The sequence below is a fragment of the Pricia mediterranea genome, assembly GCF_032248455.1.
GTDB classification, from domain to species: Bacteria; Bacteroidota; Bacteroidia; order Flavobacteriales; family Flavobacteriaceae; genus Pricia; species Pricia mediterranea.
The window spans coordinates 3,976,760-3,994,573 of the sequence record NZ_JAVTTP010000001.1 but is presented as its reverse complement, the minus strand read 5'-3'; the positions used below and the strand labels follow the sequence as shown (position 1 = coordinate 3,994,573).

11 protein-coding genes are annotated in these 17,814 nt (G+C 48.7%); 10 read left to right on the top strand and 1 reads right to left on the bottom strand.

Annotated features, from left to right (window positions below):
- Positions 1 to 21 precede the first annotated feature (21 nt).
- From RQM65_RS16390 to RQM65_RS16365, 6 genes are all read left to right on the top strand, one after another.
- A complete protein-coding gene (locus RQM65_RS16390; protein ID WP_314016498.1) occupies positions 22 to 1,794 on the top strand; it encodes an AMP-dependent synthetase/ligase in 1,773 nt (590 codons plus the stop codon).
- A 184-nt stretch (positions 1,795 to 1,978) separates the two neighbouring features.
- Entirely contained in the window at positions 1,979 to 2,428 is a 450-nt protein-coding gene (locus RQM65_RS16385; RefSeq protein WP_314016497.1) for a MarR family winged helix-turn-helix transcriptional regulator, read from the top strand.
- 22 nt (positions 2,429 to 2,450) lie between these two features.
- Positions 2,451 to 4,856 carry a 3-hydroxyacyl-CoA dehydrogenase/enoyl-CoA hydratase family protein gene (locus RQM65_RS16380; RefSeq protein ID WP_314016496.1) on the top strand — a complete coding sequence of 802 codons (2,406 nt, stop codon included), beginning with the start codon at positions 2,451 to 2,453 and terminating at the stop codon, positions 4,854 to 4,856.
- A gap of 100 nt (positions 4,857 to 4,956) precedes the next feature.
- Positions 4,957 to 5,313 carry a four helix bundle protein gene (locus tag RQM65_RS16375; RefSeq protein WP_314016495.1) on the top strand — a complete coding sequence of 119 codons (357 nt, stop codon included), beginning with the start codon at positions 4,957 to 4,959 and terminating at the stop codon, positions 5,311 to 5,313.
- Between the two features lie 45 nt (positions 5,314 to 5,358).
- Positions 5,359 to 6,549, top strand: a complete 1,191-nt coding sequence (locus tag RQM65_RS16370) for an acetyl-CoA C-acyltransferase (protein ID WP_314016494.1) — start codon at positions 5,359 to 5,361, stop codon at positions 6,547 to 6,549.
- Positions 6,550 to 6,580: 31 nt separating this feature from the next.
- Complete coding sequence (locus RQM65_RS16365) at positions 6,581 to 8,395, top strand: acyl-CoA dehydrogenase FadE (protein WP_314016493.1); 1,815 nt, start codon at positions 6,581 to 6,583, stop codon at positions 8,393 to 8,395.
- Positions 8,396 to 8,857: 462 nt separating this feature from the next.
- Here RQM65_RS16365 and RQM65_RS16360 read toward each other — a convergent pair whose 3' ends face one another.
- Positions 8,858 to 10,660: a glycoside hydrolase family 15 protein gene (locus tag RQM65_RS16360; RefSeq protein WP_314016492.1), complete on the bottom strand. Its 1,803-nt coding sequence runs from the start codon at positions 10,658 to 10,660 to the stop codon at positions 8,858 to 8,860.
- Positions 10,661 to 10,832: 172 nt separating this feature from the next.
- Between RQM65_RS16360 and RQM65_RS16355 the strand changes: the two genes are divergently transcribed.
- From RQM65_RS16355 to RQM65_RS16340, 4 genes are all read left to right on the top strand, one after another.
- The gene (locus RQM65_RS16355) at positions 10,833 to 13,040 is read left to right on the top strand and encodes a bifunctional alpha,alpha-trehalose-phosphate synthase (UDP-forming)/trehalose-phosphatase (RefSeq protein ID WP_314016491.1); all 2,208 of its coding nucleotides are present in this window, start codon (positions 10,833 to 10,835) and stop codon (positions 13,038 to 13,040) included.
- A 296-nt stretch (positions 13,041 to 13,336) separates the two neighbouring features.
- Positions 13,337 to 14,566 carry a nuclear transport factor 2 family protein gene (locus tag RQM65_RS16350; RefSeq protein ID WP_314016490.1) on the top strand — a complete coding sequence of 410 codons (1,230 nt, stop codon included), beginning with the start codon at positions 13,337 to 13,339 and terminating at the stop codon, positions 14,564 to 14,566.
- A gap of 12 nt (positions 14,567 to 14,578) precedes the next feature.
- Positions 14,579 to 15,913: a M28 family metallopeptidase gene (locus RQM65_RS16345; protein ID WP_314016489.1), complete on the top strand. Its 1,335-nt coding sequence runs from the start codon at positions 14,579 to 14,581 to the stop codon at positions 15,911 to 15,913.
- A gap of 222 nt (positions 15,914 to 16,135) precedes the next feature.
- On the top strand, positions 16,136 to 17,710 hold the full coding sequence (locus tag RQM65_RS16340) for a M1 family metallopeptidase (protein WP_314016488.1): 1,575 nt from the start codon (positions 16,136 to 16,138) through the stop codon (positions 17,708 to 17,710).
- Positions 17,711 to 17,814 lie beyond the last annotated feature (104 nt).

Here is a 17,814-nt window from a genome sequence, read left to right as displayed (position 1 = left end):
CAACAACCATTCGAACAGACCATGCAAGACATCACCCGACTTTTCGATTTTCCCCAGTACCAGCTGGAAAAATATAACCTGAAGGCGTCCCTTATCACCAAATACGACGGAAAATGGGTGGCCACGTCCACTCAGGAGTATGTGGACAAGGCCAATGCCATCAGTCGGGGCCTGCTGCGGCTCGGGATAAAACCCAACGAAAAAATCGCCGTAATTTCCATGACCAACCGAACGGAATGGAACATTATGGATATCGGCATCCTACAGCTCGGCGCACAAAACGTACCCATATATCCCACTATATCCGAAGAGGAATATACCTATGTGCTGAACCATTCCGAATCGACCTACTGTTTTGTCTCCTGCCGCGAGGTGTACGATAAGGTAAAGGCCGTTCAGGACCAGGTACCCAGTCTCAAGAAGATCTACTCCTTCGATGAACTATCCGATTGCGACAATTGGAACGAGGTGCTCGAACTCGGTGCCGACGATTCGAACCAATCGGAAGTCCAAAAATTAAAGGATGCGGTCAAGGCTGAAGACCTGGCCACATTAATCTATACTTCAGGGACCACCGGGAAACCGAAAGGCGTCATGCTCTCCCATGATAATCTGGTCAGCAATGCCATTGAAAGTTCCAAGCGTTTCCCCATCAAGGACGGTGATACGAAATCCCTTAGCTTTTTACCGGTCTGCCATGTGTACGAACGCATGTTGATGTACCTGTACCAATATCGGGGGGTCAGCATCTATTTCGCCGAGTCGCTGGATAAAATCAGTGAGAACCTCAAGGAAACCGGTCCCCATGTCATGACGGCGGTTCCGCGTTTGCTGGAAAAGGTATATGACAAAATCATCGCCAAGGGCACGGAGCTTACGGGCATCAAAAAGTCCCTCTTCTTTTGGGCAGTGGACTTGGGATTGAAATACGAACCATACGGCCGCAACGGCTGGTGGTACGAGCAAAAATTGGCGGTGGCCCGCAAGTTGATATTCAGCAAGTGGAAGGAAGGGCTCGGGGGCAATCTGGGCCTGATCGCCTCGGGCAGTGCGGCCTTACAGCCTCGACTTTCCCGGATATTCAATGCCGCGGAGTTCGGACTGATGGAAGGCTACGGTTTGACGGAAACCTCGCCCGTTATCTCGGTCAACGATATGCGCGACCATGGTTTTAAAATCGGCACGGTGGGAATTCCCCTAGAGAGGACCGAGGTGAAAATTGCCGATGACGGCGAAATCTGTATCAAAGGGCCACAGGTCATGATGGGGTATTATAAGGATAAGGCGATGACCGAAAAGGTAATGGTCGATGGCTATTTCCATACGGGAGACATCGGAGAAGTCGATGCGGAGGGGTTTCTGAAAATTACCGATAGAAAAAAGGAAATGTTCAAGACTTCTGGGGGCAAATATGTCGCTCCGCAGCTATTGGAGAACCGGTTGAAGCAATCCCGTTTCATCGAACAGGTCATGGTCGTCGGGGAAAGCGAAAAAATGCCCGCCGCCCTGATTCAGCCAGACTTTGAATTTTTACACCAATGGGCCACAAGGCACGGCATCACCGTTCCTGAAAACTCCGATATTGTTCTAAACAAACAGGTATTGGACCGATATCAAGAGGAAGTTGACAAAGCCAACGAAAAATTTGCCAAATGGGAAAAGGTCAAGGTCTTTCGCCTGACCCCCGATGTGTGGACCACCACCGATGGGCACCTTACCCCGACCATGAAATTACGGCGCAAGATCGTAAAGGAAAAATACATGTATCTGTATAATGATATGTATGGGCATTGAGACTCTAGAATCCTAAACGAAAAATCCTAAACCGTCTTTTGGTCCCTCTTATCTTCCGTGGCCAGTTCGTTTCAATCTTCATAGTTTGTGAAACGGATTTCCTCGCTGGAGATGCTAAAATTAATTCCTTTTACTATGCGTGCATAATAAATATTTGCTATATTTGGTATTCCAACCAAGCCCGATGAAAGAAATCACCATCGATTATGCCCTTCGTGCCACATGGCAGGCCGTCGCCCGAATGTACAACGAAGAAGCCAAAAAGTTCGGTTCGACCATGGCGGTGGGATTTACCTTGCTGAGCATAGATCCGAAAACGGGTACTCCCTCGACGGCCTTGGGCCCCAAAATGGGCATGGAAGCGACCAGCCTGTCCCGTATTCTAAAACGGATGGAAACCCAGGGCATGATCGAGCGCAAGCCTAACCCAAATGACGGACGCGGCGTGTTGATTTACCTAACGGAATTCGGCCTGGAAAAAAGGGAGGATTCCAAAAATGTGGTACTGCAATTCAACCAAACGGTCAGGAAACATGTATCCCAAGAGAAATTGGAAGGCTTTTTTGAGGTCATGGAAACCATCAATCAGTTGGTTTCCGAAAAGAATATATATCTAAATCATTCGGCAAAATAATACCCAACAAAAAACGAAAGCAGTGAACAAACATATCAAAAAGGTAGCGGTCATCGGATCGGGAATCATGGGGAGTGGCATAGCCTGCCATTTTGCCAATATCGGGGTAAAGGTGCTCTTGCTCGACATCGTTCCCCGCGAACTGAACGACAAGGAGAAAGCAAAGGGACTCACCTTGGATGACAAGGTCGTCCGCAACCGCTTGGTTAACGATTCATTGGCCTCGGCCCTGAAATCAAAGCCCTCCCCTATCTACCATCAGGATTTTGCCAGTAGGATAAGTACGGGCAACATGGAAGACGATATCGACAAGGTATCCGAGGTGGACTGGATCATAGAGGTAGTCGTAGAGCGTTTGGATATCAAGAAACAAGTCTTCGAAAAACTCGATAAGCACCGAACCCCGGGTACTCTGATCACTTCCAACACTTCCGGCATTCCCATCCATTTTATGTCCGAAGGTCGTAGTGAAGACTTCCAGAAGCATTTCTGTGGCACGCATTTTTTCAATCCCGTTCGGTACTTAGACCTGTTCGAGATCATTCCGGGACCCAAGACCTTGCCGGAAGTCCTTGATTTTTTGAACGCATTCGGCGAAAAATTCTTGGGGAAAACTTCCGTCATCGCCAAAGATACGCCCGCCTTTATCGGCAACCGCATCGGCACCTTCAGCATTCAAAGCCTTTTTCATACGGTAAAGGATATGGATATGACCGTAGAGGAGGTCGATAAACTTACCGGTCCGGTCATCGGCCGCCCAAAATCGGCCACGTTCAGAACGGTGGACGTGGTAGGTCTCGATACCTTGGTCCATGTGGCCAACGGAATCTACGAAAACTGTCCCGATGACGAGCGTCGGAGCGTCTTTAAACTGCCGGATTTTATCGATACCATGGTGGAAAACGAATGGTACGGTAGCAAAACCGGTCAAGGTTTCTACAAAAAAATAAAGGATAAGGACGGTAAGAGCGAGATTCTAGGGCTCGATCTCGATAAAATGGAGTATCGTCCCAAGAAAAGCAAGAAATTTTCGGTTCTGGACAAGACGAAGACCATCGACCATGTCATCGACCGTTTTGAGGTGCTGGTCAACGACAGCGAAAAGCCCGGGGAGTTCTATCGTAGGAATTTTGGAGCCTTGTTCGCCTATTCCTCCAACCGGATCCCCGAGATTACCGATGAGCTCTATAAAATCGACGATGCCATGCGGGCGGGCTTCGGCTGGGGTCACGGTCCCTTCCAGATTTGGGATGCCATCGGGCTCGACAAAGGTTTGGAGCTAATTAAGGCACTGGATTTGAAAGCCGCGTCATGGGTACAAGAAATGAAGGAAGCGGGTATAGAGTCTTTCTACACTGTAAAGGACGGGGCATCATATTATTACGATATTCCCTCCAAATCCATGAAAAAGGTCCCCGGACAGGACGCCTTTATCATTTTGGACAACATCCGAAAATCCAAGGAAGTCTTCAAAAACAAGGGTGTGGTCGTCGAAGATTTGGGCGATGGCATCCTGAACGTAGAATTCCAGTCCAAAATGAACACTATCGGTGGGGACGTCCTGGCGGGCCTAAATACTGCTATCGATAGGGCCGAAAAAGATTTTCAAGGCTTGGTCGTCGGCAATCAAGGGAAAAATTTCTCCGTCGGCGCCAACATCGGTATGATATTTATGATGGCCGTCGAACAGGAATACGACGAGTTGAATATGGCCATCAAAATGTTTCAGGATACCATGATGCGCATGCGGTACTCCGCCATTCCCACCGTATCCGCCCCCCACGATATGACCTTGGGCGGCGGGTGCGAGCTATCCCTGCATGCCGATAAGGTAGTTGCCGCGGCGGAAACCTATATCGGGCTGGTAGAATTCGGCGTCGGGGTCATTCCCGGGGGCGGAGGCTCCAAAGAAATGGCCCTTCGCGCGCAGGACACCTTTCGAAAGGGCGATGTGGAACTGAACGTGCTACAGGAATACTTTTTGACCATCGGGATGGCCAAAGTATCCACTTCCGCCTATGAAGCTTACGACTTAGGCTACCTACAACCCGGGAAAGATATCGTTGTCGTCAATAAAGACAGACAGATTGCCACCGCCAAGGCCCATGCCCAACTCATGGCAGAAGCCGGCTATACACAGCCCATCCAAAGAACCGATGTAAAAGTATTGGGTAAACAGGCGTTGGGCATGTTCCTAGTTGGCACCGATTCCATGGAAGCCAGTAGATACATCAGCGAACACGACAAAAAAATCGCGAACAAGCTCGCCTACGTTATGGCCGGGGGCGATTTGTCCGAACCCACCGAAGTTTCAGAACAATATCTGTTAGATCTGGAACGCGAAGCCTTTCTATCGCTATGTACCGAACGAAAAACCCTGGAGCGGATTCAGCATATGTTGAAGTCGGGGAAGCCGTTGCGGAATTAATTCCTGGACGAAAGGAGCAAGGACAGAAAGATGAAGGACAAAAGGAATTTGTTTTTTTTACAAGGTCAGCGGAATAAACATTTTAGCTCAATACATACGGATGACGCATAATTTCAGAAAACTAAAGATTTGGAGCGAGGGAATTTCTTTGGTTAGAGATTCATATAAAATGACCAGAACGTTTCCAGAGTATGAAAAATATGGGCTTGCAAATCAAATGAATAGATGTGCTGTGTCAATACCTTCAAACATTGCCGAGGGCAGTAGTAAAGGAACTGACAGACATTTTGGAAAGTTTTTAGAAACCAGTCTCGGTTCTGCTTTTGAGTGGGAAACCCAACTAGTTGTTGCCTTTAACGAAGGATACATTAAGGAAGAAAAATTTAAAAATCTCAAAGATCGAATTCAACAATTACAAAAAATGATATCAAGATTTCGAGGAGGTCTAGGTCATTAGTCTTTCATCTTTACTCCTTTTGTCTTTTTGTCAAAACACAAGACCATGAAGCAAGCATACATAGTAAAAGCATACAGAACGGCCGTCGGCAAGGCCCCAAAAGGTGTTTTCCGTTTCAAACGGACCGATGAGCTCGCCGCGGAGACCATCCAATACATGATGGAGGCCCTGCCCGATTTCGACAAAAAACGAATCGATGATGTTATCGTCGGGAACGCGATGCCGGAAGGAAGCCAGGGACTGAACATGGCCCGGTTGATTTCGTTAATGGGCCTCGACATCGTGGATGTTCCAGGAGTTACGGTCAACCGGTTCTGCTCTTCGGGCATCGAAACCATCGGAATCGCCACCGCTAAAATCCAATCCGGAATGGCGGACTGTATCATTGCCGGGGGCGCCGAAAGCATGAGTTCCGTACCCATGACCGGCTATAAGACCGAACTCAACTACGATTTGGCCAAAGAGGGGCATGAGGACTACTATTGGGGAATGGGCAACACCGCGGAGGCGGTAGCGCAGGAATACAATGTCTCCCGCGAAGATCAGGACGAATTTGCCTTCAACTCCCATCAGAAAGCGCTTAAGGCCCAAGCGGAAGACCGCTTTCAAGACCAGATCGTACCCATCAAGGTGGAGCAGACCTATGTCAACAACAAGGGCAAAAAAGACACGAAATCGTACACCGTGACCAAGGACGAGGGTCCGCGAAAAGATACCTCATTGGAGGCCTTGGCAAAATTACGGCCCGTTTTTGCCGAAAACGGTACCGTCACGGCGGGGAACTCCTCCCAGACCAGCGATGGCGCAGCTTTTGTCATGGTGATGAGCGAGGAAATGGTCAAGGAACTGAATCTGGAACCGATCGCAAGGTTGGTCAACTATGCCGCCGCAGGTGTACCCCCCCGGATTATGGGAATCGGTCCCGTATACGCCGTTCCCAAGGCCCTAAGGCAAGCCGGACTAAAACAGGATGATATCGAGCTTATCGAACTCAACGAGGCCTTCGCCTCCCAATCCATCGCCGTTATTCGCGAACTGGGGCTCGACAACGACATCGTCAATGTCAACGGAGGTGCCATTGCCCTGGGCCATCCTCTCGGATGTACCGGTGCAAAACTGTCCGTGCAACTCTTCGACGAAATGCGAAAACGCAACATGCAGGGGAAATACGGACTGGTCACAATGTGCGTGGGGACTGGCCAAGGGGCTGCGGGGATTTATGAGTTTCTCTCCTGATGTCAAATTCAATAACCTTAATTCACAAAACATGAGCACCGAAACAATACAAAAGGAAAACCTGCTCCGAGGTGGGCAGTTTCTGGTCAAAGAGACCAAATGCGAAGATGTCTTCACTTTAGAAGACCTGAACGAAGAACAGCGGATGATGCGTGACAGCACCAACGAGTTCGTCGATCGCGAGCTTTGGGCGCATTGGGAGCGTTTTGAACAAAAAGACTACGCCTACACGGAAGAATGTATGCGCAAGGCGGGGGAATTGGGACTACTGAGTGTGGCTGTTCCCGAAGAGTACGGCGGCATGGGAATGGGCTTTGTTTCCACCATGCTCGTCTGTGACTATATTTCCGGGGCAACCGGCTCGTTCAGTACCGCGTTCGGGGCACACACCGGTATCGGCACCATGCCCATCACCCTCTACGGTACCGAGGAACAAAAGCAAAAGTACGTGCCCAAACTGGCCTCCGGCGAATGGTTCGGGGCCTACTGCCTGACGGAACCGGGCGCAGGTTCGGACGCCAATTCCGGCAAGACCAAGGCAGTGCTTTCCGACGATGGGAAATATTACAGTATTAGCGGCCAGAAGATGTGGATTTCCAACGCGGGATTCTGTGACCTGTTCATCGTTTTTGCCAGAATCGAGGATGACAAATATGTCACCGGTTTTATTGTGGAAAATGACCCCGATAACGGGATATCCATGAACCCCGAAGAAAAAAAGCTCGGGATCCACTCCTCCTCTACCCGACAGGTTTTTTTCAATGAGACCAAAGTGCCTGTAGAAAACATGCTTTCCGAACGGGGCAATGGTTTTAAGATTGCCATGAACGTCCTTAATATCGGTCGTATCAAGTTGGCGGCAGCCTGCTTGGAAGCCCAACGCAAGGTTGTGGACGAAGCGGCGAAATATGCTAACGAACGGGTACAGTTCAAGACCCCGATCGCCAACTTCGGAGCGATAAAAGCTAAATTGGCGCAAATGGCTACTAATGTGTACGCGGGTGAATCCGCCAGCTATCGGGCCGCCAAGGACATCGAAGACCGTATCGCCATTCGCAAATCCGAGGGCAATTCCCATCAGGAGGCGGAACTGAAGGGTGTGGAGGAGTATGCCATCGAATGTTCCATCTTAAAAGTAGCCGTTTCGGAGGATGCCCAGAACACTACCGACGAGGGAATACAGATTTTCGGCGGAATGGGCTTTAGTGCCGACGCCCCCATGGAAAAAGCATGGCGCGATGCCCGTATCGCACGTATCTACGAAGGTACCAACGAAATTAACAGGATGCTGGCCGTAGGGATGTTAGTCAAAAAGGCGATGAAGGGGCATGTAGACCTATTGGGTCCCGCCACTGCAGTCGGGGAAGAATTAATGGGAATTCCTTCCTTCGAGACCCCGGACTATTCCGAACTCTTTGCCGAGGAAAAAGATCTATTGGCGCGGTTGAAGAAAGTATTTCTTATGGTAGCGGGCAAAGCAGTAGAGCAATTCGGCCCTGAATTGGAACAGCATCAGCAGTTGATGTTGGCGGCATCCGATGTGCTCATCGAAGTCTATATGGCCGAAAGCACCCTACTGAGAACGGAAAAAAATGCCAAACGTGAGGGAGAAGAGGCTCAGGCCGTACAGATCGCCATGTCGCAACTATACCTGTATCAAGCTACCGAAACCATCGTTCAAAAAGCAAAGGAAGCGATTATCTCTTTCACCGAAGGGGACGAACAGCGCATGATGCTAATGGGATTGAAGCGGTTTACTAAATACACCAACCATCCCAATGTGGCCGCGTTAAAAATCCAGATTGCCGATAAGATTTCGGCGGATAGCGGATATACATTCGACTGACGACTGACTGTAGTTTTAATGCATATCTGCAGCTGTCGTCAAGCTGTAACCAAACCGCTCTTTGAACAGAGCGGTTTTTTTGCTGTCAGCCGAAAAAAACACTTGATCCGCAGAAAGTTGTGCAAATCTTATCACCTCCTCCAAGTTTTCCAGAGGTTGCCTCTCCGATTAGAAGCTTAAAAGCCTTTTATTCATCTTGAGCACCAACTAGCCAGCCGTCCCCGTCCCGTTCGGACGGACTATCGAAAAGTCAAAGCAAAAGGTCTCGAATGTCCGCCAGCTCGCGCTCCTCACCCGCAATCCGGCGAGCGTACCGGACCGGACGGCGAACCGGACCGGGCGGAAGTGAATCTTTCGGGCCGGCCTGTCTGTGCTGAGTGTCCGCCCGAAAGTCAGCGTCGGGCCGGCAACCGAAGTACTCGAGGTGACATTATTGATCGAATAGGTATTCTTCCGGATACACTATTCCCGCATCGATTCTAAAATCTTCTCTTCCGAGTGTTTTTTCGAAAAATTGATGGCACATTCAATCAAGGCCAGGTGGGAATAGGCTTGGGGAAAGTTTCCGAGCAAGCGCTTGGTCTTAAAATCAAGGTCCTCACTAAACAGCCCCAAATGGTTACTGTAGCCCAAAAGCTCTTCGAAATGGGCTTCCGCCTTTTCGGTTTCGCCGATTTTAAACAGACTGTTGATATACCAAAAGGTGCACACGGTAAATGACGACGACGGCAGACCGAAATCATCCTCGTTTTTGTAGCGGTACAGCAATCCCTCGTGTTTTAGCTCTCGGCCAATCGCGTTCACCGTACTTATAAAACGTTCGTCGTTGGCGTTTACACAGCCATAAGACTCCATCAAAAGCACGGAGGCATCCAGGTGCTTGGTCCCATAGGATTGGGTGTACGCCCCGACTTCCTCGTTCCAGGCCTTTTCTTGGATACTGTCCCAAATTTCGTCCCGGAGAGGTTTCCATTTTCCGATTTTATGGTTTTTGTTCATAATTCCGGCCACCTTAATGGCCCGGTCAACGGCGGTCCAGCAAAGTACCTTTGAAAAGGTAAAATGCCGGTCTTCGGAGCGGAATTCCCAAATGCCCTTATCGGGTTCTTGCCAGTGCTTCTCGACGATCCAGACGATGCCTTTGGTAATGCTCCAGATTTCCTCGCCGTTCTCGATATCGGTGCTAAACCGTTTCAGTTGTTCGTAGATGACGTCCATTAGAATCCCATAGATGTCGTGCTGCCTTTGTTGATAGGCAGCATTGCCGATCCGCACGGGTTTGGACCCCATGTATCCGTCGAGATGGTCCAAGGTCTCCTCGGTAAGTTTCTTTTCCTTATTGATTCCGTACATAATCTGCAGCTTTTCATCCTTATCGGGCATAAGGTCAATGATAAACTGCAAGTAACGTTTTGCAATCTTTTCATGGCCGAGATCGGATACGACCTTGATCACCATCGAGGCATCCCGTATCCAGCAAAAGCGGTAATCCCAATTGCGCACCTCGCCTATGGTTTCGGGCAAGGACGTCGTGGCGGCGGCCAGTACCGCGCCGGTCTTGTCGTAGCTCAATAGTTTTAGGGTAACGGCGCTACGATGGATCTCTTCGTTGTATTTCCTGTAGGTGGGCGTATTGTTGCTCCAGTTCAACCAATATACCTTGGTACGCTCCAGTTCCAAATACATTTTTTGCGTGTTGGGGTGAAGAATTTTCTCATTATATCCCAATAGGAAAAAACCGTCCTCGGTCAGATCGATCTCCCGCCCTTCGATCACGGCATTTTTATTGAACGAAGTATAAAGAAATGCGGTATCGAATTTTTCGGCGTGTGTCAGGCTGGCTATGAAATTGTGTTTGACGTAGGTCTTGGTCTCCCCGATGGCGTATTCCAGTTTGGGATCATAGGCCACTCTGAACTTAGGCTTTCCCTTAATATGTCGGATATACCTAACAAGCTCGGGAGGAGCATGATACCCACCGCCCGCTTTATGGTATCGCGGCATAAAGTCGCGTACCTCGAAGATGTTGTCACCATCCGAAAATTTTGTGATCAATATGGCAGTATGATCCTTATAGCGTTGGGTAATCGCATAATCTTCATCGACCAATATCTCGAAACTGCCGCCGATCTTATCGTCCAACAATTTGGCGAAGACCGATGGCGAATCAAATTCGGGCAGACACAACCAGTCTATACTTCCCGTTTTTGATACCAAGGCGGCACTTCTACAATTTCCAATAATTCCGTAATCCAGGTTATTCATCCATTGTTTAGCTAAGGGTTCGGCACTATTTCTTTCTCTTCAGGAAAATTGCCCTATTCGAAGGCTTTAATTCCGGGCATTTCCAATTTGCGGGGGTATAAATTGGTTTTATCCCGCAATTTGTCGATTTTTATAGAAATTCGTAACTATTATCGACAAAAACTTTCAACAAATGGGCAAAACGATTATTATTTCGAACCGTCTTCCGGTGCAATTACAGATCGACCAGGGTGAAATTACGGCTATCCCAAGTGTTGGCGGGCTCGCGACAGGCATGAAATCGGTACATTCGGGAGGGGACAGTCTTTGGATAGGATGGAGTGGGCTGACGGACGAGGAAATTCCCGATGAACTGGTCTCCAAAATAGATAAAGCCCTTGCCGAACACGGTTCATCGCAAGTCAACTTGACGGAAGACGAAATAGACGGGTATTATTACGGATTCAGCAACCGAACCGTTTGGCCGCTGTTCCATTATTTTATGGAATACACCGAGTTCGAACAAGAGTTTTGGGACGCGTACAAGGCGGTAAACCGAAAGTTCGCCGACGCCATTCTCGCAGAAGCCGAGGACGACGATACGATATGGGTACACGATTATCAATTGATGCTCGTACCCCAAATGGTGCGTGAGGAGAAGCCGGATATTTCCATAGGGTTCTTTTTGCACATTCCCTTCCCCTCCTATGAAATATTCCGAACCATCCCTTGGCGGGAAGAACTGCTAGAAGGACTGCTAGGCTCGGATTTGATCGGATTCCACACTTACGACTATGAACGGCATTTTTTAAGCTCGGTGCGCCGCCTATTGGGACTAGAGGTCAGTTTCAACGATATTTCCCTGGATCATCGAATTATCAAGGTGGACTCCTTCCCCATGGGGATCGATTACAAAAAGTTCAGTGAGGCCGCCAAGAAGAACGAGGAAAGTTCGGAAAAAGGAAAGTCAGAACTTCAAAAACGTCTAGATACCCATAAAAAAGCCGACCCGGAGGCCAAGTTCTTTCTATCCATCGATAGACTGGATTATTCGAAGGGAATTGCCAAGCGCATCTACGCTTTCGAATATTTCCTGAACAAATATCCGGAGTACAAAGAGAAAGTCCGCCTCATTGTATTGGCAGTACCCTCTCGCTCCAACGTGCCTCAGTACCAGTTACTGAAGAGGGAAGTCGATGAATTGGTAGGCCGCATCAACGGGGAATTTTCGACCGTAAGCTGGACGCCCATCTGGTACTTCTACCGCTCCATGCCCTTCGAGAATTTAATCGATTTGTACACCTCAAGCGATATTGCCTGGCTCACTCCGCTGCGGGACGGCATGAATTTGGTGGCCAAGGAATATATTGCCACGCGTACCGACCAAACCGGTGTTTTGATCTTGAGCGAAATGGCCGGATCAGCAAATGAAATGAATGAATCACTCCTTATCAATCCCAACAATTTCGAGCAGATTGCAGATGCCCTACATACCGCCATCAACATGCCGGTCGAGGAACAGCAAGAACGCAATGCCCCGATGCAAAAACGTTTGGAGCGCTACAACGTCGAAAAATGGGCCAACGATTTTATGAACTCGTTGGTGGACCAGAAGCGAAAAGATTACTCCCATATCGCCCGAAGGCTGACCGTCGATACGATGAACGGCATCACCAAATCGTACCAGAAAGCCGATAAGAGATTGCTGTTCATCGATTATGACGGCACCCTCTCCGGCTTTCACAACGATCCACAGAAAGCGGGTCCCGATGAAGAATTATACGCCCTTTTAGATGCGATATCATCCATGGAAAATACCGACATGTACCTCATCAGCGGGCGTGACAAAGAAACTTTTACCAAATGGTTCCTTCCCAAGAAGTATAATATGATCGTGGAGCACGGAGTATGGATTTCAACGGAAGGTGAGGATTTTAAAATGCTCGAAAATGTCAAGAAAGAGTGGATGGAAAAAATCCGCCCGGTACTGGAGTCCTTCGTCGATCGGACCCCTGGGAGTTTTATCGAGGAAAAAAACTACTCCCTGGCCTGGCACTATCGCAATACCGATCCCGATTTCGGACAAAAGCGGGCCACCGAGCTGAATACCGTTTTGACCAGTTTGATCGGCACCGACGACCTGAGCGTGCTGAACGGCAACAAAGTCATGGAAATCAAGAGCAGCAACGTAAATAAGGGCCGGGCCGCGATGCGGGTCTATGCAGAGAACGATTACGACTTCGTATTTGCCATTGGCGATGACTGGACCGATGAGTTCATGTTCGAAGAACTCCCTGAAACCGCAGTGACGGTCAAGGTCGGCCGTCAAAAAACCCAGGCTAAATACTATGTCGATAGCATCAAGAATGTCAGGGCGCTGTTGAGACGGTTTACGAAATGAGAGAAGAGACAAGAGAATAGAGATAAGAGAGAAGGGACGGATAACCGAAGACCGATGACCGATGTTTTTTGACGAGAGACAAGTTCATTACCCGGGCCGCTGGCCCGTGATTGCGAACTTTGACTAACAATTGGCTTTTTTGTGAGTTTATAGGTTTTTGAATTTATAAAGTTGGTTATTTGGTAATCAGTTTATTGAATAGGTTGTTCGATGATTGCGAAGTATTCCAATTTTTCTGACTTTCTTTGTCCTTGGTCAATTTATCCTGCTTCCTGTTACGAAACCAATTTATACCTATGAGAATAATCTTTACACTACTACTCCTTTCATTACAAACGGCCCTTCTCGCCCAGACCAATACCGAAGTGTACCTTTTGGATGTCAATATGGTGGATCGAAAGACCGAGCTGGTCGATCCAAGAAATATCTCCAACAGTGAGGGCTACGATAACCAGCCATCGTTCTATGATGGACAGACCCTGTTGTTTTCATCCACTAGAAACGGACAGACCGATATTGCCCGCTACGATATTAAGCGAGATTCCCTGTCGTGGATTACCGACACCCCTCAAGGCAGTGAGTATTCCCCCTTGAAAATTCCCGGAAAAAATGCGGTGTCGGCCATCCGTCTGGACACCAGCGGATTGCAACGGCTTTATGAGTACGACATTTGGGACGGCACCTCCTCTAAATTGCTCAAAGATTTAGAAGTGGGTTACCATGTCTGGTATAATAGCGACATTGTGGTATCTTCGGTCTTGGCCGAGGGGCAAATGGATCTAGTGGTTTCCAATTTAAGGGACGGTACCAACCGAACGGTACAGCGAAACGTTGGCCGATCTTTGCATCGTATTCCCAAAGCGGCGGTTCCGCTTCCCAATAGCTCGGAAGACGAGAAAGAACAGCAATCCGATCTTATCAGCTTTATCAGTAAGGAGAACGAGCCATGGGAAATCCGCTCCCTAGACCCGATAACCGGTGATGTTCAAAAGATAACCGACATGTATGAGCACACCGATGATATGGCTTGGTTGTCCCACAACAAGATTATCGCGGCCGACGACCGCGTTCTGATGCAGATACAACCGGACAAACAAAGGGGATGGGAGCGTTTCTTACGTCTTGAAAAGAAGGAAATCAGTAATATCAGTCGAATAGCCGTAAGTCCCAATGGCAAATATATGGCCCTGGTCTATGAGCAATCCCCCGAAGCTATCGTCCAAAATCAAATCGAGGCCTACAATGATAGGGATATTGAAGCTTTTTTAAACAGCTATACCCAAGACGTACAGGTCTTCGACTACCCCAATACGCTGCGGTATAAGGGAAAACAAAAGCTGCGCGAGCAATACACCCGATTCTTTGAGAATGCTCCCGACCTTCATTGCGAGGTCAAAAATCGAATGGTCATCGAAAATAAAATTATCGATGAGCATTATATCACCGCAAATGGTAGAAATTTTACTGCCGCTGCCATTTACGAGATAGAAAACGGAAAGATAGCGAAAGTAACCTTTCTCCTATAAAACGAACCTATTATGATAAGAACATTTCTCTCATTGAACTTGCTTTTTTGCACTATGTACGGCTTCGCCCAGACCGACCAACGTATATACGACATCATCGATGCCGTGTCGGCGGAACGCATCGAAAAAGATGTTTCGAAACTGGCCGGTTTCGGTACCCGCCATACCCTAAGTGATACGGTATCGGACACACGCGGGATAGGCGCTGCAAGACGATGGATAAAAGCGGAGTTCGAGAAGATTTCCCAAGCCTGTAGTAGCTGTTTGGACGTCTCTTATCAGAAAAACAGCATCAAAAAAGGAGATAACGACCGGATTGTCAAAGATGTGGAAATCGTGAATGTGTTGGCGGTCAAACGCGGATCAAAATATCCGAACCGCTATATTTTGATGAGCGGGGATATTGATTCCCGTGTCAGCGATCCCAACAATTTTACCTCCGACTCCCCTGGGGCGAACGATAATGCCAGCGGGATGGCCGGCACCTTGGAAGCGGCAAGGGTATTGTCGGATTACGATTTTGAGAACAGCATTCTTTTCGTGGGATTGTCCGGGGAAGAACAAGGCCTGTACGGCGGAAAGGGATTGGCCGCCCATGCCAAGAAGGAGGGGTGGGAAATTATCGGCATCTTGAACAACGATATGATCGGAAACATCAAAGGCGTTGACGGTATCGTCAGCAACACCGATTTTAGGATATTTTCCGAACCCGTGCCCCCCACCGAAACCGAAGAAGAAAGAAAGGCAAGACGCTTTTACGGGGGCGAGGTCGATGGTATCTCCCGACAACTGGCCCGATACGTACATAAGACCACGGAAACCTATATGCCCCAGATGAACCCCATAATGATCTATCGGCTCGATCGCTTCGGGCGGGGCGGGCACCATCGTCCGTTTAACGATGCAGGTTTTGCCGGTATCCGCATCATGGAAGCGCACGAGAACTACACCCAGCAGCATCAGGACATCCGTACCGAAAACGGCATTGACTACGGGGACAAACTCGAATACGTAAACTTCGAATATGCCCGTAAGCTGACTGCCGTCAACGCTATTTCCCTGGCCTCGATCGCCTGGGCCCCGCCCGCTCCCGACACGGTAAAAATCGGGGGAATCGTCGAAGCTTCGGCAAAATTACAGTGGAGCAAGTCTCAAGGAGCAACGGGCTACAAGATCTATTGGCGCGACACGACCTCCCCGACTTGGGACCATAGCCGGTATGTCGGGGATGTCACGGAATTTACAATGGAGGGGGTAGTAATCGATAATTTTTTCTTCGGGGTGGCCGCGGTCGGGTCGAACGGGTTCGAGAGCGTTGTGGTTTTTCCCAATGGGATTATGCGATGAAACGTCAACATTCTAGGGACCGGATAATCATTTCGATTATAGGAAGAAGGAATAGAGACAAGGGGGCAATCAACCAAAGGATGCAGGGTAGAATCGACTAGGGGTCGCAGTTCCTGTAAAGATTTATGGGTGAAATCACCACAAGGATGCCGGGTAGATCCAATTTTCTGAACGCTACATACCACAACAATGAAGTACATTATTTTATTTATGATGCTTGGCATGACAGTTACACTATTCGGTCAAACCTTTACCGAACAGGACAGTCTTCGCGGCAGTATCACCCCCGAGCGTGAATGGTGGGACCTTAACTATTACGACCTGTATGTCGATGTCGATCCCGATCGAAAATTCATCTCCGGAGAAAATACGATCCGGTACAAGGTTTTAAAGCCCAGGCAAGTGCTTCAGGTCGATCTACAGCCCCCGTTGAACATAGAAAGGGTGACCCAAGAAGGGAAAGACCTCAAGGTGGAGAGCAACGGCAACGCTCATTTTGTACATCTTGAAAAGCCACAGAAAAAAGGAGATTTCAACGAAGTGGTCGTAAAATATTCCGGACATCCCAAGGAAGCCGTCCGCGCTCCGTGGGACGGCGGATTTTCATGGGCCACGGATGACAACGGCAAGGATTTCGTAGCCACCTCCAACCAGGGACTGGGGGCCAGCGTTTGGTGGCCCAACAAAGACCATATGTACGACGAGGTCGATAGCATGCTCATCCGGGTTAAAGTCCCCCAAGGCCTGATGGACGTCTCCAACGGTCGGCTTCGTAAGGTGGACTCAACTAGCAACACCTATCACTGGTTCGTTTCCAACCCGATCAATAATTACGGAGTGAACATCAATATCGGCGACTACGTACATTTCGGGGAAACCTATCAAGGCGAAAAAGGACCGCTCGACATGGACTACTACGTGCTTAGGGACAATTTGGAAAAGGCCAAAAAACAATTTAGGGACGCCCCGAAAATGATGGAGGCCTTCGAATACTGGTTCGGTCCCTACCCGTTTTACGAAGATAGTTTTAAACTGGTAGAAGTTCCCTATCTGGGAATGGAGCACCAAAGCTCCGTCACCTATGGCAACGCGTACAAGAACGGATATTTGGGAAGGGATCTTTCAGGAACGGGATGGGGACTCAAATTTGACTTTATCATCATCCATGAGGCGGGCCATGAATGGTTCGCCAACAACATTACCTACAAGGATATCGCCGATATGTGGATCCACGAAGCCTTTACCGCCTACTCCGAAAACCTGTTCCTGGACTACTATTACGGGAAAGAGGCATCGGCGGATTATGTCATAGGTACCCGGAGCAGTATCGCCAACGACGAACCGATTATCGGTCCCTACGGCGTCAACCAAGAAGGGTCAAAAGACATGTACTACAAGGGGGCCAATATGTTGCACACTATCCGGCAACTGGTCGACGACGACGAAAAATGGCGGCAGGTACTGCGCGGCTTAAACCGGGAATTCTACCATCAGACCGTCACTACCGAACAGGTGGAGAACTACATGTCAGAAAAATCGGGAATCGACCTGATCCCGGTCTTCGACCAGTATTTGCGAACTCCGAATATTCCCATTTTTGAGTACGAGGTAGACGGAAACGAACTAAAATATCGGTATTCCAATGTGGTCAAAAAGTTTGAAATGCCGCTTAAAATAGAGGTGGACGGTAAAATGCATTGGATTACTCCCTCCGATCAGTGGAAAACAGAGGAATTCGAGGAGGATCTTTCTACTTTGCAGGTCGATCGGAACTTCTATGTTGATGTTAGTCTGTAGTCTTTAGACTTTAGACCTTGGTCGTTAGCCATTAGTCGTTAGACTTTAGCCGTTTGTCGTTGGTCGTTGGTTTTTAGTGAAGGTCTCGGTCCGCTTAAAAGCCC